Annotated in this window: 20 protein-coding genes; 7 read left to right on the forward strand and 13 right to left on the reverse strand. The window is 68.2% G+C overall.

Annotation, left to right across the window (positions count from 1 at the left end; genetic code table 11):
* Nucleotides 1–100: 100 nt before the first annotated feature.
* The 8 genes from QTH87_RS16985 to sucC all read right to left on the reverse strand — a co-directional run bounded on the left by QTH87_RS16985 (nucleotide 101) and on the right by sucC (nucleotide 8,424).
* Nucleotides 101–625 carry a pilin gene (locus QTH87_RS16985; protein ID WP_286610808.1) on the reverse strand — a complete coding sequence of 175 codons (525 nt, stop codon included), beginning with the start codon at nucleotides 623–625 and terminating at the stop codon, nucleotides 101–103.
* Nucleotides 626–827: 202 nt separating this feature from the next.
* Nucleotides 828–1,640 carry a 3',5'-cyclic-nucleotide phosphodiesterase gene (locus QTH87_RS16990; RefSeq protein ID WP_286610809.1) on the reverse strand — a complete coding sequence of 271 codons (813 nt, stop codon included), beginning with the start codon at nucleotides 1,638–1,640 and terminating at the stop codon, nucleotides 828–830.
* 36 nt (nucleotides 1,641–1,676) lie between these two features.
* Nucleotides 1,677–3,950 carry a CHASE2 domain-containing protein gene (locus tag QTH87_RS16995; RefSeq protein ID WP_286610810.1) on the reverse strand — a complete coding sequence of 758 codons (2,274 nt, stop codon included), beginning with the start codon at nucleotides 3,948–3,950 and terminating at the stop codon, nucleotides 1,677–1,679.
* A gap of 51 nt (nucleotides 3,951–4,001) precedes the next feature.
* On the reverse strand, nucleotides 4,002–4,658 hold the full coding sequence (locus QTH87_RS17000) for an FHA domain-containing protein (RefSeq protein WP_286610811.1): 657 nt from the start codon (nucleotides 4,656–4,658) through the stop codon (nucleotides 4,002–4,004).
* A 68-nt stretch (nucleotides 4,659–4,726) separates the two neighbouring features.
* Complete coding sequence (locus tag QTH87_RS17005) at nucleotides 4,727–5,536, reverse strand: Stp1/IreP family PP2C-type Ser/Thr phosphatase (RefSeq protein ID WP_286610812.1); 810 nt, start codon at nucleotides 5,534–5,536, stop codon at nucleotides 4,727–4,729.
* Between the two features lie 28 nt (nucleotides 5,537–5,564).
* Nucleotides 5,565–6,257, reverse strand: a complete 693-nt coding sequence (locus QTH87_RS17010) for a TerC family protein (protein ID WP_286610814.1) — start codon at nucleotides 6,255–6,257, stop codon at nucleotides 5,565–5,567.
* 99 nt (nucleotides 6,258–6,356) lie between these two features.
* On the reverse strand, nucleotides 6,357–7,250 hold the full coding sequence (gene sucD / locus QTH87_RS17015; protein ID WP_286610816.1) for a succinate--CoA ligase subunit alpha: 894 nt from the start codon (nucleotides 7,248–7,250) through the stop codon (nucleotides 6,357–6,359).
* 10 nt (nucleotides 7,251–7,260) lie between these two features.
* A complete protein-coding gene (gene sucC / locus QTH87_RS17020; protein WP_286610817.1) occupies nucleotides 7,261–8,424 on the reverse strand; it encodes an ADP-forming succinate--CoA ligase subunit beta in 1,164 nt (387 codons plus the stop codon).
* A 201-nt stretch (nucleotides 8,425–8,625) separates the two neighbouring features.
* On the opposite strand from sucC, the gene argC reads away from it, so the two are divergent.
* Entirely contained in the window at nucleotides 8,626–9,549 is a 924-nt protein-coding gene (gene argC, locus QTH87_RS17025; RefSeq protein ID WP_286610819.1) for an N-acetyl-gamma-glutamyl-phosphate reductase, read from the forward strand.
* Nucleotides 9,550–9,586: 37 nt separating this feature from the next.
* On the opposite strand, the gene recX is transcribed toward argC, so the two are convergent.
* Both recX and recA read right to left on the reverse strand, forming a co-directional pair.
* Complete coding sequence (recX, locus tag QTH87_RS17030; protein ID WP_286610821.1) at nucleotides 9,587–10,036, reverse strand: recombination regulator RecX; 450 nt, start codon at nucleotides 10,034–10,036, stop codon at nucleotides 9,587–9,589.
* Between the two features lie 9 nt (nucleotides 10,037–10,045).
* Entirely contained in the window at nucleotides 10,046–11,176 is a 1,131-nt protein-coding gene (gene recA, locus QTH87_RS17035; protein ID WP_286610823.1) for a recombinase RecA, read from the reverse strand.
* Between the two features lie 147 nt (nucleotides 11,177–11,323).
* On the opposite strand from recA, the gene QTH87_RS17040 reads away from it, so the two are divergent.
* The 3 genes from QTH87_RS17040 to QTH87_RS17050 all read left to right on the forward strand — a co-directional run bounded on the left by QTH87_RS17040 (nucleotide 11,324) and on the right by QTH87_RS17050 (nucleotide 14,089).
* Nucleotides 11,324–11,794, forward strand: coding sequence for a MarR family winged helix-turn-helix transcriptional regulator (locus QTH87_RS17040; protein WP_286610825.1), 471 nt, complete (start codon nucleotides 11,324–11,326; stop codon nucleotides 11,792–11,794).
* 129 nt (nucleotides 11,795–11,923) lie between these two features.
* On the forward strand, nucleotides 11,924–12,598 hold the full coding sequence (locus tag QTH87_RS17045; RefSeq protein WP_286610827.1) for a response regulator: 675 nt from the start codon (nucleotides 11,924–11,926) through the stop codon (nucleotides 12,596–12,598).
* Nucleotides 12,599–12,682: 84 nt separating this feature from the next.
* Nucleotides 12,683–14,089, forward strand: coding sequence for a sensor histidine kinase (locus tag QTH87_RS17050; RefSeq protein WP_286611201.1), 1,407 nt, complete (start codon nucleotides 12,683–12,685; stop codon nucleotides 14,087–14,089).
* A 19-nt stretch (nucleotides 14,090–14,108) separates the two neighbouring features.
* Here QTH87_RS17050 and QTH87_RS17055 read toward each other — a convergent pair whose 3' ends face one another.
* From QTH87_RS17055 to QTH87_RS17065, 3 genes are read right to left on the reverse strand one after another with little or no spacing between them, the layout of a single operon-like run.
* Nucleotides 14,109–14,297 carry a sporulation protein gene (locus QTH87_RS17055; RefSeq protein WP_286610828.1) on the reverse strand — a complete coding sequence of 63 codons (189 nt, stop codon included), beginning with the start codon at nucleotides 14,295–14,297 and terminating at the stop codon, nucleotides 14,109–14,111.
* Nucleotides 14,294–15,091, reverse strand: coding sequence for a biotin--[acetyl-CoA-carboxylase] ligase (locus tag QTH87_RS17060; protein ID WP_286610829.1), 798 nt, complete (start codon nucleotides 15,089–15,091; stop codon nucleotides 14,294–14,296). The genes QTH87_RS17055 and QTH87_RS17060 overlap by 4 nt, the downstream gene beginning before the upstream one ends.
* Nucleotides 15,092–15,095: 4 nt before the next feature.
* A complete protein-coding gene (locus QTH87_RS17065; RefSeq protein ID WP_286610831.1) occupies nucleotides 15,096–15,716 on the reverse strand; it encodes an SET domain-containing protein in 621 nt (206 codons plus the stop codon).
* Between the two features lie 227 nt (nucleotides 15,717–15,943).
* Here QTH87_RS17065 and QTH87_RS17070 point away from each other — a divergent pair, with 227 nt between their 5' ends.
* Genes QTH87_RS17070 through QTH87_RS17080 form a run of 3 tightly spaced genes read left to right on the forward strand, consistent with a single transcriptional unit; the run spans nucleotide 15,944 to nucleotide 20,558 of the window.
* Nucleotides 15,944–18,880: a DNA topoisomerase III gene (locus QTH87_RS17070; protein WP_286610833.1), complete on the forward strand. Its 2,937-nt coding sequence runs from the start codon at nucleotides 15,944–15,946 to the stop codon at nucleotides 18,878–18,880.
* An 11-nt stretch (nucleotides 18,881–18,891) separates the two neighbouring features.
* The gene (locus QTH87_RS17075; protein WP_286610835.1) at nucleotides 18,892–19,065 is read left to right on the forward strand and encodes a hypothetical protein; all 174 of its coding nucleotides are present in this window, start codon (nucleotides 18,892–18,894) and stop codon (nucleotides 19,063–19,065) included.
* Nucleotides 19,065–20,558 carry an amidohydrolase family protein gene (locus QTH87_RS17080; RefSeq protein ID WP_286610836.1) on the forward strand — a complete coding sequence of 498 codons (1,494 nt, stop codon included), beginning with the start codon at nucleotides 19,065–19,067 and terminating at the stop codon, nucleotides 20,556–20,558. Before QTH87_RS17075 ends, QTH87_RS17080 begins: the two co-directional genes overlap by 1 nt.
* Nucleotides 20,559–20,569: the final 11 nt, after the last annotated feature.

Raw genomic sequence — 20,569 nt, forward strand, 5'->3', positions numbered from 1 at the left:
GTTGAGCTTTATCGCTTCGCACCAATCGCCCACGGCAGGATCATCATTGAGCTAAAAGAAAAGCCGCCCGGAGGCGGCTTTTCGTGTGAGCCAAGAGGGCTTAGGAACCGGCCGGGGTGCTGCCGCCGCCGCCGCCGCCTGCTGCTGCGCCGCAGCCTGCGGGACGGTACTTGGCCTCGGCGGTCGTCGTGCAGATCCAGCTGCCTTCTGCACTACGGGTCCAGGTGATCGTGGCATTGGCGCCCTTCAGAGTCGCAGCCGCTTGGCCATCGAAGCGTGCGGCGATCGTGCCGGTGGTGGTCAGCGCAGCCGTGTTCACGACGGGAGCGGTGAGAGCGGTGCCAGCCGTCGAGGTGAACGGAGCGGTGAAGGTGAGGATGCCCGAGCTGGTGGCGCCGAGATCGCAAGCATTCGCGGCTTCTTTTCCATTGTTCAGGCAGTCTTCGTAGGCGGTCTTCAGAGCGCCGGTTTCGCCCATGGCGCGAGCCACTTGCGACTTGGCGATGTACGTCTGGTACTGCGGAATCGCGATCGCGGCCAAGATACCAATGATCGCCACAACGATCATCAGTTCGATGAGGGTGAAGCCCTTTTGCACGTTGCGTGCGATGTTCCGACGGTTCATTTGCTTACTCCAGGTTGGTTGAGGGGCCCGAGGAAGGCCCCCGGTGCGCTCATGTAACCGCAGCATCTGTGCCACCCTGGTTTTGCCTCCGTGCCAGCGTTTCCTCGTGCATTTGTTCACGTTCGCGTTACACCGTGTGACACAAACTGTTGCCCGGCCCCGACGCGGGGTGACGTTTTTGTCACCACCCTGCCCCACCCTGTCAGATGTGGAGCACGCCCGCCGCCTGCAGCCACCGAATGTCCAGCCGCCGGGCGCCGTCGCTGCCGACCGCGGCCGCATCCACCACGCCGCCGATCTGGCTCATGATCTCCCCGGTCTCGGCGGGCTTGGTGTGGGTGATGTAGATGGGATAGTCCCGCCCCGGGGCGATCCGCGCCAGCTCTCCGGCCAGGGTGGCGGGTGAAAGATGCAGGCTGCGCTGCGCCAGCGCCTGCTCGCGGTCGCTGAAGGCGGTCTCGATCACCAGCATGGCGACGTCGATCTGGTTCACGCGCTCCCAGAAGGGCGCGTTGCGCTCGGTGTCGCCGCTGAAGACCCAGTGGCGGGTGCCGGCCACCGAACGCACGGCGTAGCCGCAGGCCGGAACGGTGTGCACGGCGGGCAGCACCTCGACATGCTTGAGGGCGCGGGTGCCCAGTTGCAACTGCTGGCCCACCTCCACCTTGTGAAAGCGCACGAAAGGCGAATCGACGCTGGGGATGCTCGAGAAATCGGGCCAGATGACGTTGTTGAACACATGGGCGCGCAGCGCCTCGATGGTGGCGCACAGCGCATGCACGCGCAGCGGACGGGTGCGGCGGCTCGCGATGGCGTCGAGCATCAGGGGCAGTGCCGCGATGTGGTCGAGGTGGGAGTGAGTGAGCAGCACGTCGTCGATGCCGGCCATCTCGTCGAGGCTGAGGTCGCCGACGCCGGTGCCGGCGTCGACCAGCAGGTCGCTGTCGACCAGGAAAGAGGTCGTGCGGCAGTCCTTGGCGATGGCGCCTGAGCACCCCAACACGCGCACCTGCATTTCGCTAGACCTTTTGACTTTCCAGCCCGCGGGCCACTACTTGGAATCGAACCGGGTGGCGCCGTCCCATTGGGAGTCTTCAGGCGTCAATGACATCGAGGCTAAACGCTGCGCGTACAGCCGGTAAAGGACTTTTTCCGCATCTGCAGCCATCAGGGGCGCCAGCATAGCCTGAGCTTGTAACCAGTCTTGTCGGCGATAGGCTACAAGCACCTCCTCCCAACGCAGGAGCGTGTCGAGCGTCCGCGGGTCCGTCTGCTCCTTCGGGCCGACCGGCGTGAAGATGCGCACCGTGCGGGCCTTGCCCTGCACGCCCACGCTGTCGAGCTCCTGCCAGGCAAGGCTGCGCGCCGCGGCGCGGGTCGAGGCGCTGGCGACGATCTCCACACCGTAGTGCACGCCCAGCCCCTCGAGCCGCGAGGCCAAGTTCACGGCGTCGCCGACCACGGTGTAGCTGCGGCGCACCGCGGAGCCCATGTCGCCCACGCTCATCAGGCCGGTGTTGATGCCGATGCCGACCTTGACCTGCGGCAGCCCGCGCTGGCCGTGGCTGCGGTTCAGGGCCTCGACCGCCGCGACCATCTCGATGGCAGCGCGCACCGCCATCTCGGCATGGTCGTCGGCCTCGACCGGCGCACCCCAGAAGGCCATGACGCAATCGCCCATGTACTTGTCGACCGTGCCGCGGTGGGCGCTGATGATCTCGCTGAGCCGGCTGAAGAAGGTGTTGAGGAAATCCTGCAGGTCGCCCGGCGCCATCTGCTCGGCCATCCGGGTAAAGCCGCGCATGTCGCAGAACATCACCGTGAGCTCGCGGTTCTGGGCGCGCATGCTGTAGCGGCCCGGGTCGGCCAGCATTTCCTTGACCAGCTGCGGCGGCACGTAGGTGCCGAACAGGCGCGCCAGCCCGCGGCTCGCGCGTGCCTCGACGAAATAGCCCCAGCTCATGTTGAGCACGAAGGCCAGCGCCACCGTGACCAGCGACCCGGCCAGCGGCAGCACCAGGCCGGCGCTCAGGTAGAGCCAGCTGTTGAGGCCGATCAGCCCGGCGCAGATCAGCAGCGTGACGGCCACCGCGCGCGGCGCGCGGCTCATCGACAGGAAGACGGCCAGCGCCAGCCCGGCCACCACGAGCATCACGAGCTCGTAGCCCACGGCATAGTCCGGCACGCCCGGAATCCGCGAATCCAGTAGCCCGGAGATGATGTTGGCGTGCACTTCCACTCCAGGAAAGTTGGTGCCGACCGGGGTGGCGCGCAGGTCCTGCAGGCCCGGCGCGGTGGCGCCGACCAGCACGATCCGACCCTTGAGTTCGCCGGGCGCGAGCGCCCCGCGCAGCACGTCGGCGGCCGCCACGTACCGGAACGAGCCGCCGGCCGGACCGCCCGCGCCCCGATAGGGCACCAGCACGCTCGCCAGCTCGTCGAGCGGAATCCGCAGCCGGGCGCTGCCGCTGTCGTTCGACAGCATGAGGGCCTCGAGCGGCGGCGCCCCGGGAAGCGGGCCCGGCGGCGCGAACACCGGCACCACGCGCAGGAGGTCGGTGGCGACGCGGTGCACCGCCAGCGCCAGCGATTCGTAGTAACCCGGCTCGGCAGCCGCGCCCTGGTAGCGCGCGATCAGCGGCACCGAGCGCACCACGCCGTCGAGATCGCGGTCCAGCACCACGTTGAGGAAACCGCTCAGGGGCGCCGCGCGGGCCAGGTCCGGAATGCTGCCGGCGAAGCCGTTCCAATGGGTGGCATACGTGCGGCCGTCGGGAAAGCTGCCGGCCGCGAGCACCGGCGCCGGCAGCTGGCCGATGGACCGCGGCACGGCGCTGCGCGTGAAGAAGAAGCCGAGCGCCACGTCCCGCCCCGCGAGCGCGCGCGCGAAGGCGCCGTCGTGGTCCAGTTCGGGCGCCAGCCGCTCGACCTTCTCGGCCAGGCCGGGCTGGTCGCGCAGCGGGCCGGCGATCCATTGGCGCAGCGCGGCCAGGCCCGAACTGCGGTCGGCTTCGACGAACAGCACGTCGAAGCCGAGCACCCTCGCCTGCTGGCGCTCCATGATCTCGGTGGTCAGGCGCGCGAGCTGGTCGCGGCTCCAGGGCCACTGGCCCAGCTGCTCGAGGCTGGCATCGTCGATGTCGACGATCACGATGCGCGGATCGAGCGTCTCGGGCATGGTGGCGCGCAGCCGCACGTCGTAGACGAAGCGGTCGAGCCGCTCGATGAAAGGCAGTTGCCAGATGCCCAGCACGTGGGCGATCGCGATGGCGACCGGCAACAGCGTGATGGCGATGCGCGCGCCGTGGCGTCGCAGGGCGTTCATCCGGGTCAGCGCGCGGAAAGGCGCCGCAGGGGCTTCAGGGCCGCCGTGCGATCAGCCGATGACGAACTGCATGCGCGTGCCGCCGAGCTCGAGCGTGTCGCCGTCCTGCAGCGCCACGGCTTCGCTGCCGAGCGGCTCGCCGTTGAGCAGGGTCTCGCCGTCGATCGGGGCCACCACGTAGCCGTGCAGCCGGCGCGTGACCGCGGCGACCGCGAGGCCGGGCTTGCCGATGGTCGTGACCACCTTCTGCAGCGACAACTCGCGGCCGACGCCCGAGCCTGCCAGCACCCGCATGACGGCCGCCCCGGCCGTGCCGCCGCCCAGCGGCGATTGCACCGTGGGCGCGGAAGACAGCGGGATCGGGCCCGAGGGCGGAGGCGCCGGGGCGCGCGAGGGCATGAGGGTCTCGGTGTTGGCCAGGCTGCCCGCCAGGAACCGGATCTTGTACTTGCCGACCTCGATCACGTCGTTCTGCTCGAGCGCCTGCTTCTTGATGGCGCGGCCGTTGACGTAGGTGCCGTTGGTGCTGTTGAGGTCTTCGAGGTAGACATCGCCGCCGATCATGTGCAGCACGGCGTGCTCGCCGCTGATGGCGAGATTGTCGACAACGATGTCGTTGTAGGGCCGGCGCCCGAGCGTGGTGCGGTCCTTGGCCAGGGTGACGTCCTTGATGACGACGCCGTCGATCGACACGATCAGTTTCGGCATGTCTTGCTCCTCGATCCCGTTCTGTTTTTCACGTCGTGGCCCTTGCAGATTGGTTTCCACAGCCCTGTTTATCCGGCCGTATCGGCGGACTTTCGCCGGCCCGCACGCGCCAAGACAACCGAAATGTTATCTCGGCCGCCATTGTCGTTCGCAGTTGCAACCAAAAGTGTTGCTTTATCAGGCAAGCCGATATCTTGTAACAAAAGCGTGAAAATCTGCGCGTCGGACACCATCTCGGAAAGCCCGTCGGAACACAGAAGGAACAGGTCGTCCGCCCGGACGTCGTGTTCGTGCATCTCGAGTTCGACCTGGCGTTCGATGCCCAGCGCGCGCGTGACCAGGTTGCGGTGCGGCGACAGCGCCGCCTCCTCCAGCGTGATGACGCCGGCGTCCAGCTGCTCCTGCAGGAGCGAATGGTCGCGCGTGAGCAGTTCGAGCTTCTCGTCGCGCAGGCGGTAGCAGCGGGAGTCGCCGATGTGCCCCACGATCGCCCGTTGCGAGCCGAAGGCCGACAGCACCAGCGTGGTTCCCATGCCCTGCAGCTGAACGTTCGCGACACCGGCCTCGAGGATGGCCGCGTTGGCCTCGTCGGTGCCGGCCTGCAGCGCGCGCTTGATCGCCTTCGGGTGCGCGTACGGTCCCGCGTGCGCGAGCCAGCGGCCGAAACTAGCCTGCAGCAGCGCGATCGCCATGCCGCTCGCGACCTCGCCGCCGTTGTAGCCGCCCATGCCGTCGGCCAGCAATACCAGGCCGAGCGAAGGCTCGAAGGCGATCGTGTCCTCGTTGTTGGCGCGGATCCGGCCCGGATCGGTCAGCGCGGCGAAATCCCACGTCAGCACGCCGGTGTCGAGGGAAACGGAGGAGCCGGGATTCGCCATGGATGAGGTTCAGGGTTGGTGTCGCGGTTCAGCCGGGAGCGCCGGAATGGCTGGTGGAACGCTTCTGCAGCCATTTTCCGATCGCCACGACGAACAACGCACCTGCCGCCGCCGCTGCGTAATGCAGCCACGGATTGGCCACGAGCATATCGCGCAGGATGGTGTCGCTGACGATCGTTTCCCCGGCCACCCAGCCGATCAGGGCCGCGCCGAGCATGACGATGATCGGGAAGCGCTCCATGAGCTTGATCATGAGCGTGCTGCCGAAGATGACGAGCGGGATGCTGATGGCCAGGCCGAGGATCAGCAGCACCATGCTGCCCTGCGCCGCCGCGGCGACCGCGATGACGTTGTCCAGGCTCATCACGAGGTCGGCCAGCAGGATGGTCCGCACGGCGGCCGTCATGCTGCCGTAGGCCTTGTCCTCGCCGTCGCCCTCCTCTTCGCCCTGCAGCAGCTGGGTGCCGATCCACAGCAGCAGCAGGCCGCCGACGATTTGCAGATAAGGCAAGGCCAGCAGCTTGGCCGCCACCACCGTGAGGACGATGCGCAGCACCACCGCCGCGCCCGAGCCGAACAGCACCGCCGTGCGCTGCTGGTGCGGCGGCAGCGAGCGCGCGGCCATGGCGATGACGACCGCGTTGTCGCCCGACAGGATGATGTTGATCCAGACGATCTTGAGCAGACCGATCCAGAAGTCCGTGGTCTGAAGGAATTCCATGTCTCTTATTCCACTGTTATTTGATTGAAAAAGCGCCCGCAACGAGGTTGCGGGCGCTTTCTTCTTGTGTGGTCCAGCGAGAGGAAGCTTAGCGACTTCTTACAGCAGTGCCTTGAGGCGCTTGGCAAGTTCCGAGAAGTTGCGCGTCACGGTGAAGCCGCTTTCTTCCATGATGGCCAGCTTGGCATCGGCCGTGTCGGCACCGCCCGAGATCAGCGCGCCGGCGTGGCCCATGCGCTTGCCCGGAGGCGCGGTGACGCCGGCGATGAAACCGACGATCGGCTTCTTCATGTTGGCCTTGCACCAGCGGGCCGCTTCGGCCTCGTCGGGGCCGCCGATCTCGCCGATCATGATCACGGCATCGGTGTCGGGGTCTTCGTTGAAGGCCTTCATGACGTCGATGTGCTTCAGGCCGTTGATCGGGTCGCCGCCGATGCCGACCGCGGTCGACTGGCCGAGGCCGATCTCGGTGAGCTGAGCCACGGCTTCGTACGTGAGCGTGCCCGAGCGGCTGACCACGCCGATGCGGCCCTTGCGGTGGATGTGGCCGGGCATGATGCCGATCTTGATCTCGTCGGGCGTGATGAGGCCGGGGCAGTTCGGGCCCAGCAGCAGCGTCTTCTTGCCGCCCGCGGCTTCCTTGGCGCGCATCTTGTTGCGCACGTCGAGCATGTCGCGCACGGGGATGCCTTCGGTGATGCAGATCGCCATGTCGAGGTCGGCCTCGACGGCTTCCCAGATGGCGGCGGCGGCGCCGGGCGGCGGCACGTAGATGACCGACACGGTGGCGCCGGTCTGCGCGGCGGCTTCCTTGACCGAGCCGTAGATCGGGATGTTGAAGATCGACTCGCCGGCCTTCTTCGGGTTCACGCCGGCCACGAAGGCGTTCTTGCCGTTCGCGTATTCCTGGCACTTCTCGGTGTGGAACTGCCCGGTCTTGCCGGTGATGCCTTGCGTGATGACCTTGGTGTCTTTGTTGATGTAGATCGACATGACTGATTCCTTACTTGGCGACGGCCGCAACGACCTTCTGGGCGGCTTCCGCCATGGTGTCCGCGCTGATGATCGGCAGGCCCGAGTCGGCCAGCAGCTTCTTGCCCTCGACTTCGTTGGTGCCCTTCATGCGCACCACCAGCGGCACCTGTAGGTTCACGGCCTTGCAGGCCGCGATCACGCCGGTGGCGATGGTGTCGCACTTCATGATGCCGCCGAAGATGTTGACGAGGATGGCCTCGACGTTCTTGTTCTTCAGCATGATCTTGAAGGCCTCGGTCACCTTCTCGGGGGTGGCGCCGCCGCCCACGTCGAGGAAGTTGGCCGGCTCGCCGCCGAACAGCTTGATGGTGTCCATGGTCGCCATGGCCAGGCCGGCGCCGTTCACCAGGCAGCCGATGTTGCCGTCCAGGCTGATGTAGGCGAGGTCGAACTTGCTGGCCTCGACTTCGGCCGCGTCTTCCTCGTCGAGGTCACGCAGCGCGACGATCTCGGGGTGGCGGTACAGCGCGTTGCTGTCGAAGTTGAACTTGGCGTCGAGCGCCATGATGTTGCCCTTGCTGTCGCGGTTGAGCGGATTGATCTCGACCAGCGAGGCGTCCGTTTCCATGTAGCAGGCGTAGAGCTTCTTGAAGACGTCCACGGCCTGGGCGGTGGAGTCGGCGGGGATGCCGATCGCGTCGGCGATCTTCTTGGCCTGGGCGTCGCCGAGGCCGGTCAGCGGATCGATGAACTCGGTGACGATCTTCTCGGGCGTGGAGTGGGCCACTTCCTCGATGTCCATGCCGCCTTCGCTCGAAGCGATGAAGGCGACCTTCTGCGTCGCGCGGTCGGTGACGGCCGAGACGTAGTATTCCTTCTGGATGTCGGCGCCGTCCTCGATGTAGAGGCGACGGACCTTCTGGCCTTCGGGGCCGGTCTGGTGCGTCTTGAGCTGCATGCCGAGGATGTCGCCGGCAAGCTTCTTGACGTCGTCGATGGTCTTGGCGACCTTGACGCCGCCGCCCTTGCCGCGGCCGCCCGCGTGGATCTGGGCCTTGACCACCCACACCGGGCCGCCGAGCTTTTGCGCGGCTTCGACCGCTTCCTGGACCGTGTACGCGGGAATGCCGCGCGGCACCGGCACGCCGAACTTGGCAAGGATTTCCTTGCCTTGGTACTCGTGAATCTTCATGAGGGTGTCTCTCGAACGAGGTTTAGAGAAGAGAAGGAATCGGGAGGAATCCGGGGGAACTGGATGTTGTCCACGGGCCACGGCGCCTGGAGGGGCGGGGGCGGCGGACAGCAGGGAACTGTATCATGGTGCGCCGCACCAACGTTAGACCCGCATTTGTGGTCAATACGTATTTACTCCCAAGGCACAAGAGGCTTCCACATGCCCAAGGTCTTCATCGATGGCGAGGCCGGCACCACCGGCTTGCAAATCCGCGAGCGGCTCCAGACGATGCCGCAGATCGAACTCGTGAGCATCGCGCCCGAGCTGCGCAAGGACACGGCCGCCAAGCGCGAGCTGATGGCCGGCGTCGACCTGGTGGTGCTGTGCCTGCACGACGATGCGGCGCGCGAATCGGTGGCGCTGATCGACCAGCTCGAAGGCAGGCGCCCCAAGATCATCGACGCCTCGACCGCGCACCGCACGGCGCCCGGCTGGGTGTTCGGTTTTCCTGAACTCGCGGCCGGCCACAAGGAGGCCGTGGCCCGTGCCGACCGCGTCGCCAACCCCGGCTGCTATGCCACCGGCGCGATCGCGATCGTGCGTCCGCTGGTCGACGCCGGCCTGCTGCCGCCGGGCTTTCCGATCGCCCTGCCCTCGGTCAGCGGCTACTCGGGCGGCGGCCGGACCATGATCGAGGACTACGAAAAAGGCGCCGCACCGGCCTTCGAGACCTACGCACTCGGCCTCAAGCACAAGCACATCCCCGAGATCATGAAATACACCGGGCTCACGCGGCGCCCGGTCTTCATCCCCGCGGTGGGCAACTTCCGCCAGGGCATGCTGGTGCAGCTGCCGCTGCACCTCGACGACCTGCCCGACCGCCCGACCGCCGCCCAGCTGCACGACGCGCTCGCGGCCCACTACGCCAGGAGCAACACGCCCGAGCAGTTCGTGAAGGTGCTGCCGCCGACGGAAGACGGCAAGCTCGAGCCGACCGCACTGAACGACACCAACGTGCTCGAGATCCGCGTCTTCCCCAATGAAGACCATCGTCACGCGGTGGTGATCGCACGGCTCGACAACCTGGGCAAGGGCGCCAGCGGCGCCGCGGTCCAGAACCTGAAGCTGATGCTGAACCTGTAGTCGCGGGCCGGCTGGGGTCGGCGCCGGCGTGGGAGGCTCAATCGCCGGGCTGATGGCGCAGGACCTTGGCCACCACGCCGCCGGCAAATCCGCGCGCCATCAGGAAGCGCACCTGGCGGGCGCGCTCGGTCGCATCCTGCGGCGCGGCGCCGAAGCGGCGCTTCCAGACCTCGAGGGCACGTTCGAATTCGCTGCCCTGCAGTCCGGCCACCGCCTCGGCGACCGCCTCGGGCGCGATGCCCTTGTGCAGCAGTTCCTGGCGCACGCGCGCGGCGCCCATGCGCGCGGCGCGCTGGTGCAGCACGGACTGCACCACCCTCGCCTCGCTGATGAAATCCTTGGCGGCCAGTTCGTCGAGCGCGCGCGCCAGGGTGCCGGGCTCTTCCTCGTACTTCCTGAGCTTGCGCTCGAGCTCGGCGCGGGAATGCTCGCGCTGGCTCAGGAGGCGCAGCGCCCGCCCCTTGAGCGATGGCGCACCGAAGGCCATGGGCGCCGTTTACTTCTTGTCGGCCTTGTCGGCCTTCTCCGCCTTTTCGGGCTTGTCGGCCTTCTCGGGCTTGTCGCCGGCGACCGCAGCGCCTTCGGCCGATTCGGCCAGCAGCGGAATGCCCAGCGATTCGCGCACCTTGTTCTCGATCTCGCGCGCCAGCTCGGGGTTCTCGCGCAGGAACTCGCGTGCGTTGTCACGGCCCTGGCCGATCTTCTCGCCGTTGTAGGCGTACCAGGCGCCGGACTTGTCGAGGATCCTGGCGTTGACGCCCATGTCGATGATCTCGCCCTCGCGGCTGATGCCTTCACCGAACAGGATGTCGAATTCGGCCGTCTTGAAGGGTGGGCTGACCTTGTTCTTGACCACCTTGACCTTGGTCTCGTTGCCGATGGCCTCGTCGCCCTTCTTGATGGTGCCGATGCGGCGGATGTCCAGGCGCACCGAGGCGTAGAACTTCAGCGCGTTGCCGCCGGTGGTGGTTTCGGGCGAGCCGAACATGACGCCGATCTTCATGCGGATCTGGTTGATGAAGATGACCATGCAGTTGGTCTTCTTGATCGTGGCCGTGAGCTTGCGCAGCGCCTGGCTCATCAGGCGGGCCTGCAGGCCGGGCAGCGAATCACCCATCTCGCCTTCGATTTCGGCCTTGGGCGTGAGCGCGGCGACCGAGTCGACCACGATCAGGTCGACCGCGCCCGAGCGCACCAGCGAATCGACGATCTCGAGCGCCTGCTCGCCGGTGTCGGGCTGGCTGATCAGGAGGTCGGACAGGTTGACGCCGAGCTTCTGGGCGTACTGCACGTCGAGCGCGTGTTCGGCGTCGACGAAGGCGCAGGTGCCGGCCTGGCGCTGCATCTCGGCGATGACCTGCAGCGTGAGCGTGGTCTTGCCCGAGGATTCGGGGCCGTAGATCTCGATCACGCGGCCGCGCGGCAGGCCGCCGACGCCGAGCGCGATATCGAGGCCCAGCGAGCCGGTGGAGACCACCTGGATGTCTTCCAGGGCCTCGCCCTCGCCGAGCCGCATGATCGTGCCCTTGCCGAACTGCTTTTCGATCTGGGCCAGGGCGGCCTGCAGGGCCTTGGCCTTTTCGCTGTTGGGGACCGAGATGCTGGTGCCTTTGACGAGTGCGTCCATGTCGAGAACTCCTGGAAAATCAATGGGTTGCGGAAGCCGCATCATGTTCTGCTTTTAATCACAGGCTGGATGCTTGAACAGTAGTTTAGCGGCGGATATCGAAAGCGGAAGCCTCATTTTGGTCAGTTTGCCTTACCATATGGCGCGATGGAACTTCACTCCGATGCCTGGCGCCAGACCCACCTCGGGCGCCTGCTGGGCCACGCGATGCGCCGCTTCGACGAGCGCGTGCTGGCGCTCATGGCGCACGACGCCGACGTGCCACTGGCGCTGTCGAACCTGGCCGCCCGCGCCCAGGTCAGCGCCGCCCACATCCACATCACGCGGCACCTCGCGCGCGAGGGCTCGCGGCTGACCGAGCTGGCCGAACGCGCCGGCATGACCAAGCAGGCGATGGGCACGCTGGTCGACCAGTGCGAGGCCTGGGGCCTGGTCACGCGCGGGCCCGACCCGCTCGATGCGCGCGCGCGCCGCGTGCTGTTCACGGCCGACGGCCTGGCGTGGCTCGAGGCCTTCCGCCAGGCCGTGGCGCAGGCCGAGGACGAGTTCCGCGCCAGCGTCGGCGCCGAGATCGCCACCGTGGTAACGATCGGTCTGGAAGCCTACGCCGCAGCCTAGAATCCGACGCGACTTGTCACGAACAAGTCCAGAAACCCCGCGGATCCGACTCCGCCGGGCCGCTGGGATTGCCCCCGGAAGGGGGCGCCCGAGCTACACGAAGTGAGCGAGGCTGGGGGTGAACTCAAGATGCGAATACTGATTGCGGAAGACGACCAGGTGCTGGCCGATGCGCTGCTGCGCAGCCTGCGCACCTCGGGCTCGGCGGTCGACCACGTGGCCACCGGCAACCAGGCCGACGCGGCCCTGATGACCAACAGCGAATTCGACCTGCTGATCCTCGACCTCGGCCTGCCCAACCTGCACGGCCTGGAGATCCTGAAGCGCCTGCGCGCGCGCGGCTCGCAGCTGCCGGTGCTGGTGCTGACCGCGGCCGACAGCGTCGAGGAACGCGTCAAGGGCCTCGACTACGGCGCCGACGACTACATGGCCAAGCCCTTCTCGCTGCAGGAGCTGGAGGCGCGCGTGCGTGCCCTCACGCGGCGCGGCATGGGTGGCACCAGCAACGCGATCAAGCACGGACCGCTGGTCTACGACCAGGCGGGCAGGGTGGCGACCATCGACGGCAAGATGGTCGAGCTGTCGGCGCGCGAGCTCGGCCTGCTCGAGGTGCTGCTGCAGCGCGCGGGCAGGCTGGTCAGCAAGGACCAGCTGGTCGAGCGCCTGTGCGAATGGGGCGAGGAGGTCAGCCTCAACGCGATCGAGGTCTACATCCATCGCCTGCGCAAGAAGATCGAGAAGGGACCGGTGCGCATCGCCACCGTGCGCGGCCTCGGCTACTGCCTCGAGAAGATTCCTTCGTAGGCGCGCGCGCCGACTGCGGCACCAGGCTTGGTCAAGCTCTTCCAGCGCGCCCAGCGCTCCCTGTTCGGCGAGATCCTCGACTGGATGCTCACGCCGCTGCTGCTGCTGGTGCCGGTCAGCATCGGCGTCACGTGGCTGGTGGCGCAGGGCATCGCGAACGCGCCCTTCGACCGCGCGCTCGAATCCAACATCCAGACGCTGGCGCGGCTGATCGACCTCGAGAACGGCCGCACCAAGCTCGCGCTGCCACAGCCGGCGCGCGAGATCCTCGGCAGCGACGATGTCGACCAGGTCTACTACCAGCTGCTGGACGGGAACGGCACGCTGCTGAGCGGCGAACCCGAGATTCCGATGCCGCTCGCCGACGACCCCAGCACGCCCGGCATCGTGAGCCTGCGCGACGGCCAGATGCATGGCCACAAGGTGCGCGTGGCCTCGCTCTGGGTCGCGGGCAGTTCGCCCGACGCCGCACCCGCGCTGCTGCAGGTGGCCGAGACGCGCGAGAAGCAGTCGGTGCTGGCGACCGAGATCATCAAGGGCGTGCTGCTGCCGCAGTTCGCCATCCTGCCGCTGGCAGTGCTGCTGATCTGGCTGGCGCTGGTGCGCGGCATCAAGCCGCTGTCGGTGGTGGAGGCGCGCATCCGCGAGCGCAAGCCCGGCGACCTGAGCCCGCTCGACGAATCGGCGGTGCCGCTCGAGGTGGTGCCGCTGGTGCTGTCCGTCAACGAGCTGCTCGACAAGCTCAACGATTCGATCGGCACCCAGAAGCGCTTCCTGGCCGATGCCGCGCACCAACTCAAGACGCCGCTCGCAGGGCTGCGCATGCAGGCCGACCTCGCGCAGCGAGAGGGCGCCAATGCCGACGAGCTGAAGCAGTCGCTCAAGCAGATCGGGCGCGCCAGCGTGCGGGCCACGCACACGGTGAACCAGCTGCTGTCGCTGGCACGTGCGGAGGGCAGCGGCGCCAACATCGGGCGCCAGCCCTGCGACCTCGCGCGGCTCACGATCGAGGTGGTGCGCGAGGCCGTGCCGCGCGCGATCGACAAGCGCATCGACCTCGGCTACGAGGGCGCCGAGGCGGGCGCGCCCGGCGTGGTGTTCGAGGGCAATCCGACCCTGCTGAAGGAACTGGTGCGCAACCTGGTCGACAACGCGCTCAACTACACGTCCTCGGTGCCCGAGCGGCCCGGCGTGATCACGGCGCGGGTGCTGGTCGACCGCTTCGGCCACGTGCTGGTGCTGCAGGTCGAGGACAACGGCCCGGGCATCGCGATGCACGAGCGCGAGCTGGTCTTCGAACCCTTCTACCGCGTGCTCGGCAACGAGGCCGACGGTTCCGGCCTGGGGCTGCCGATCGTGCGCGAGATCGCTCGCCAGCACTTCGCGACCGTTCGCCTCGAGGACGCGCATCCGGGCCAGCAGCCGCCGGGCACGCTGGTGACGGTGCGCATCGACGCCTCGCCGCATCCGCTCGGTGGTGCAGCGGGGTAGGGCCGCCGAAGCGGCAGGCCTACGGCCTGGGCTGCGGGTTCTGCTGGATGCGCAGCATCTGCGGCCGCACCTGCTGCTGGAGGCGCTGCGGCTCGGTCTCGGTCAGGCGCGCGGGCTCGAGCCCGAACATCGCGAGGCCGCCGCGCGACCAGGCGAAATAGCCGAGATTGACGACCAGCAGCAGGACCAGGACCCGGCGCGCGCTCATCGAATCGGACTCGCGGGCCGCACGCTGACCTCGGCGCTGCTGATCATGCGGCTGCCGTCGGCCGTGGCGACCTGCAGCTCACCGCCCCAGCCGACGCCTTCGCAGCGGCCCTCGGTGCCGTCGCTCAGGCGCACCTCGCGCCCGCGCAGCACGTCGCGCTCGGCGAAGCGGGCCGCAAAGGGAACGAAGCCGCGCTCTTCGAACTGCAGCACGTCGCGCACCAGCGGCGCCGCGATCAGGTGCAGCACCTGGCCCGGCGTGGCCTCGGGCTGCCATTCCTTGAGCCAGGCCGGCGCCGTGCCGAGGCCGGCCGCTTCGCGCGGGCCGACGTTGATGCCGATGCCGATCACGAGATAGCGCTCGACCACGTCGGGGCGCAGCAGAGCGGTCTCGATCAGGATGCCGCCAAGCTTGCGGTCTTGCACCCAGAGGTCGTTCGGCCATTTGAGGCCGAGACCGATGGCGCGCCCGGCATCGAGGCTCTCGGCCACGCTGACGCCGACCGCGAGCGAGAGGCCGGACCAGTCGCGTGGCGCCAGAGGCAGACCGAGAGAGAAAGTCAGCGAGGCCGGCTCGCCGTCTTTCTGCATGCTCTGCCAGGGGCGGCCGAGCCGGCCGCGGCCGGCGGTCTGGCGCTCGGCCACGAGCAGCACGGGGGTGTCCAGCCCGTCGCGCGCACGGCGCATCAGTTCGGTGTTGGTGGAGTCCGTCTCGGCTGCAACCTCGATGCGAAAGCCGGGCAGCAGTGCGGCCAGGCTCTGCCCGATCTCGTCCTCGAACCAGGGTGCCGCCATGGCTTCAGTGCCCGCCGGCTGTGGCCTTGTCGGCCTTCTTCTTTTTCTTTCCGGACCCGGACTTGTCCTTCTTGCCGGCCTTGGCCTTGGCCTTGTCCTTGGCCTTCTGCTTGTCCTTCCTCTTCCTTGCCTTCTTCGACTTCCTGTCTTCCTTTTCGTCGGGCGGCGCGAGCAGCGTGCCGCGGCAGTCGGCGGAGCCGCACCAGCACGGGAAGTCGGCCTTGAGCTTCTTGGTATAGGGCTCGTCGATGACCAGGCCGTAGTCGTAGCTGAGCTCTTCGCCGGCCGCAATGTTGCGCAGCGCCTTGATGAAGATGCGTCCGCCCTGCTCGTCGGCCTCGCAGCTCGGGTCGCACGAGTGGTTGATCCAGCGCGCCGCGTTGCCGTTGACGTTGCCGTCGATCACACGGTCTTCGTCGATGTGGAAGTAGAAGGTGTGATGCGGCTGCGAGGGATCGTGCGGATGGCGGCGCAGCGCCTCTTCCCAGTTGATGACCTCGCCCTTGTATTCGATGAGCGTTTCGCCCTCTGCAATATCCTGCACGGCAAAGACGCCGTTGCCATGGACGCTGGAGCGCCGCGTCTGGATTCGGCGGCCGCCGGAAGAAGGGGATTTGGAAGGCATCGCCGAAGTCTGTTAGTTTGAATATGTACGCATGCGCGTGCGCGTACGCACGCGAAGCGCCAGATTGTAAGGATGTAGCCCCCACGCTCCCTCACTGCGTGTGGTCGCTGCCCCCCCGAGGGGGTGCAGGCCGCCTTGGGGCGGCCCGGCGGCGGCCTGGGCCCCACGCCGCGGCTGCGCAGCGAAGTCGCAGCGGGGCAAGTGAACTGAATGAATAGGACAGGTAGATGAAAACGTTGGTGATTGCAGAGAAACCGTCGGTGGCGCAGGACATCGTGCGCGCGCTCACGCCCGTGGCAGGCAAGTTCGACAAGCACGACGAACACTTCGAGAACGAGAAGTACGTCGTGACCAGCGCCGTGGGCCACCTGGTCGAGATCCAGGCGCCCGAGGAATTCGACGTCAAGCGCGGCAAGTGGAGCTTCGCGAACCTGCCCGTGATTCCGCCGCGCTTCGACCTCAAGCCGGTCGACAAGACCAAGACCCGGCTCAACGCGGTCGTGAAGCAGGCCAAGCGCAAGGACGTGACGCAACTCGTGAACGCCTGCGACGCGGGCCGCGAGGGCGAGCTGATCTTCCGCCTGATCGAGCAGTACGCGGGCGGCAAGGCGCCGCTGGGCAAGCCGGTGAAGCGGCTGTGGCTGCAGTCGATGACGCCGCAGGCGATCCGCGAGGGCTTCGATGCGCTGCGCACCGAAGCCCAGATGCAGGGCCTGGCCGATGCCGCGCGCTCGCGCTCGGAGGCCGACTGGCTGGTCGGCATCAACGGCACGCGCGCCATGACCGCCTTCAACTCGCGCGACGGCGGCTTCTTCCTGACCACCGTGGGCCGGGTGCAGACGCCGACGCTGTCGGTGGTGGTCGAGCGCGAGGAGAAGATCCGCAAGTTCGTGAGCCGCGACTACTGGGAAGTGCACGGCAGCTTTGCCGCCGAGGCCGGCGAGTATCCCGGCAAGTGGTTCGATCCCGACTGGAAGAAGCCGCCTCCCGGCCCCGACGGCGTGCCCGATCCCGAGCAGCGCGCCGACCGCGTCTGGAACGAGCGCGCCGCGCGCGAGATCGCCGAGGCGGCACGCGGCAAGCCCGCCACGGTCACCGAGGAAAGCAAGCCCACGACCAGCGCCTCGCCGCTGCTGTTCGACCTGACCTCGCTGCAGCGCGAGGCCAACGGCCGCTTCGGCTTCAGCGCCAAGACCACGCTGGCGCTCGCGCAGAGCCTCTACGAGCGCCACAAGGCGCTGACCTATCCGCGGACCGATTCGCGCGCGCTGCCCGAGGACTACCTGCCGGTGGTCAAGGACACCATGCAGATGCTCGCCACGAGCGGCATGAAGCACCTGGCGCCCTTCGCGCAGCAGGCGGTGGACAACAACTACGTCAAGCCCTCCAAGCGCATCTTCGACAACGCCAAGGTCAGCGATCACTTCGCGATCATCCCGACGCTGCAGGCGCCCAGCGGCCTCTCGGATGCCGAGCAGAAGCTCTATGACTTCGTCGTGCGGCGCTTCATGTCGGTGTTCTTCCCGAGTGCCGAATACCAGGTCACGACCCGCATCAGCACGGTGGAGCAGGGCGGCCGGAAGTACCCGTTCCGCACCGACGGCAAGGTGCTGGTCAAGGCCGGCTGGCTCGCGATCTGGGGCAAGGAAGCACAGGACGACGAGAAGGAAGAGGACAAGGACGGCAAGCGCCTGGTGCCGGTCCGGCCCGGCGAGGTGGTCAAGGCCGAGTCGGTCGACCTCAAGGGACTCAAGACCCGACCGCCGGCGCGCTACTCCGAAGCCACGCTGCTCGGCGCCATGGAAGGCGCGGGCAAGACCATCGACGACGACGAGCTGCGCGAAGCCATGCAGGAGAAGGGCCTCGGCACCCCCGCCACGCGCGCGGCCACGATCGAAGGCCTGCTGGCCGAGAAGTACATGATCCGCGAGGGCCGCGAGCTGATCCCGACCGCCAAGGCCTTCCAGCTCATGACGCTGCTGCGCGGCCTCGGCGTCGAGGAACTGTCGAAGGCCGAGCTCACGGGCGAGTGGGAATACAAGCTCGCGCAGATGGAGCACGGCAAGCTGAGCCGCGAGGCCTTCATGCGCGAGATCGCCGAGATGACCGAGCACATCGTCAAGAAGGCGAAGGAATACGACCGCGACACGGTGCCCGGCGACTACGCGACGCTCGCCACGCCGTGCCCCAACTGCGGCGGCGTCGTGAAGGAGAACTACCGCCGCTACACCTGCACCGGCAAGGCGAACCAGGAACCCTGCGGCTTCTCGTTCGGCAAGTCGCCGGCGGGCCGCACCTTCGAGGTGGCCGAGGCCGAGGCGCTGCTGCGCGACAAGCACATCGGCCCGCTCGAGGGCTTCCGCTCCAAGGCCGGCTGGCCCTTCACCTCCGAGATCGTGCTGAAATTCGACGACGAGGCGAAGAACTGGAAGCTCGAGTTCGACTTCGGCGACGACAAGAACGCCGACACCGGCGAGATCGTCGATTTCGGCGACCAGGACACGGTGGGACCGTGCCCGATCTGCGGCGCGCCGGTGTTCGAGCACGGCAGCAACTACGTCTGCGAGAAATCGGTGCCGACCAACGCGCAGCCGACCCCGAGCTGCACCTTCAAGACCGGCAAGATCATCCTGCAGCAGCCGGTCGAGCGCGCCCAGGTCGAGAAGCTGCTGGCGACCGGCAAGACCGACCTGCTCGACAAGTTCGTGTCGATGCGCACGCGCCGGCCGTTCAAGGCCTTCCTGGCCTGGAACGCGGAAGAGGGCAAGGTGACGTTCGAGTTCGAGCCGCGCGCGAGCAAGTTCCCGCCGCGCAAGACCTTCGCGAAGGCCGCGCCGGCCGCCAAGAAGGCCGCGGCGAAGAAGACGCCCGCAGCCAAGAAGGTGGCGGCCAAGAAGACGGCCGAGGCCAAGCCCAAGGCGCCGCGCAAGCCCGCCGCGGGCCTCAAGCCCAGCGACGCGCTGGCCGCGGTGATCGGCACCGATCCCGTGCCGCGCACCGAGGTCATCAAGAAGCTGTGGGACTACATCAAGGCCAACGGCCTGCAGGACGCGACCAACAAGCGCGCGATCAATGCCGACGCCAAGCTCAAGCCGGTGTTCGGCAAGGACCAGGTCACGATGTTCGAGCTCGCCGGCATCGTCGGCAAGCACCTGAGCGCATGAAGGAGATCCCGATGAAGACGCTGATCGCCATTCTTTTCGCCAGCAGCCTCGGCCTCCTCGCGGGCTGCGCCTCGGGCGGCGCAAACAGTGCCAACGGCAGCTCTGCCGGCACCGGCGGCAGTGGCGTCACGGTGTTCGGCACCATCGACGCCGGCGTCACGAACACGCGCAACCAGAGCCGTTGATGGCAGCCGCCCGCGAGCTGGCCTGCGCCTGGCTGCTCGCCGATCCCGGCTCCGAGGCCGCGCGCGCCGACGTGCGCATCGGGATCGACGACGACGGCCGCATCGGCGCCATCGCGCCGCTGGCCGGTGCGGCGCCCGGGCCGCGGCAGCTGGTGCTGCCCGCACTTTCGAATGCGCACGACCACGCGCGCACCTTCCGCACCGCGACGCTGGGCTCCTACGGCCAGCCGCTCGAAGGCTGGCTGCCGTTCCAGGGCGTGCTGCCGGGCATGGACCCGTACCTGTGCGCGGCAACCTCGTTCGCGCGCTCGGTGCGGCGCGGCGTCGCCAACCTGATGGTCCACTACACGCGCGTGCAGGGCGGCATGGGCTATGCCGACGAAGCGCTGGCCGTGGCCCGCGCGGCGCAAGACGTCGGCGTGCGCATCGGCTTCGCGATCGCGCTGCGCGATCGGCACGGGCTCGGCTATGCCGATGACGCGCGGGTGCTGAACGCGCTGCGTCCCGGCATCCGCGAAGCTGTGGCGGGGCGGCTGGCGGTCAGGCCGGTGGCGCCGGCGCAGCAGCTCGCGCTGGTGGACGAGGTCGCCGATGCGGTGCGCGATGCCGGGCTCGGGGATCAGGTCACGGTCCAGTACGGGCCGACCGCGGTGCAGTGGTGCAGCACGCCGCTGCTCGAGGCGATCGCACGGGCCTCCGCCGACAGCGGCCGGCCCATCCACATGCACTGCCTCGAGACCCGCTACCAGCGCCAGTGGGCCGACGCCGAGCATCCGGGCGGCATGCTGCGCTTCCTCGACGCCATCGGCCTGCTGAGCCCGCGGCTCACGCTCGCGCACTGCGCGTGGGCGCGGCCCGACGAGCTCGCACTGCTGGCCGAGCGCGGCGTGACGATCGCGGTCAACACCAGTTCCAACCTCGGCCTCAAGTCGGGCATCGCGCCGGTGCCCGAGATGCTGGCGCAGGGCTGCCGGATCGCGATGGGGCTCGATGGCGGCGCCTTCGACGACGACGACGACGCGTTGCGCGAGATGCGGCTGGCCCATGCGCTGCATCGCGGCCGGGGCTTCGACACCACGATGAGCCGCGCGCAGCTGTGGGCCTTCGCAGCGCAGCACGGGCCGCGCGCCGTGCGCGGCGGCGAGGCCCGCGGCGGCCGCATCGCGGTGGGCGAGCAGGCCGACCTGCTGGTGCTCGACTGGGACGCGCTCGACGACGACGCCCTGTTCCCGGACATCGACCCGCTGGATCTGCTGCTGGCCCGCGCCAGCGGCACCCACGTCGCGCAGGTGTTCGTGGGCGGGCGCTGCGTGGTCGACGGCGGTCGCGTGCAGGGCATCGACGAGCCCGCATCGAACGCCGAGCTGCTGGCCCGCATGCGCGCCGCGCTGGCCGCGAACGGCGCACCGGCCGCCTGGCTGGCCACCGCGCGGGCGCTGGCCGAAGACCTGGCGCCGTTCTACCGCGAAGGCCACTTCGGCTGCTGCGGCTGAGGCCGCCCCGA

The organism is Variovorax jilinensis, from assembly GCF_030316885.1.
Classification (GTDB): Bacteria; Pseudomonadota; Gammaproteobacteria; order Burkholderiales; family Burkholderiaceae_C; genus Variovorax; species Variovorax jilinensis.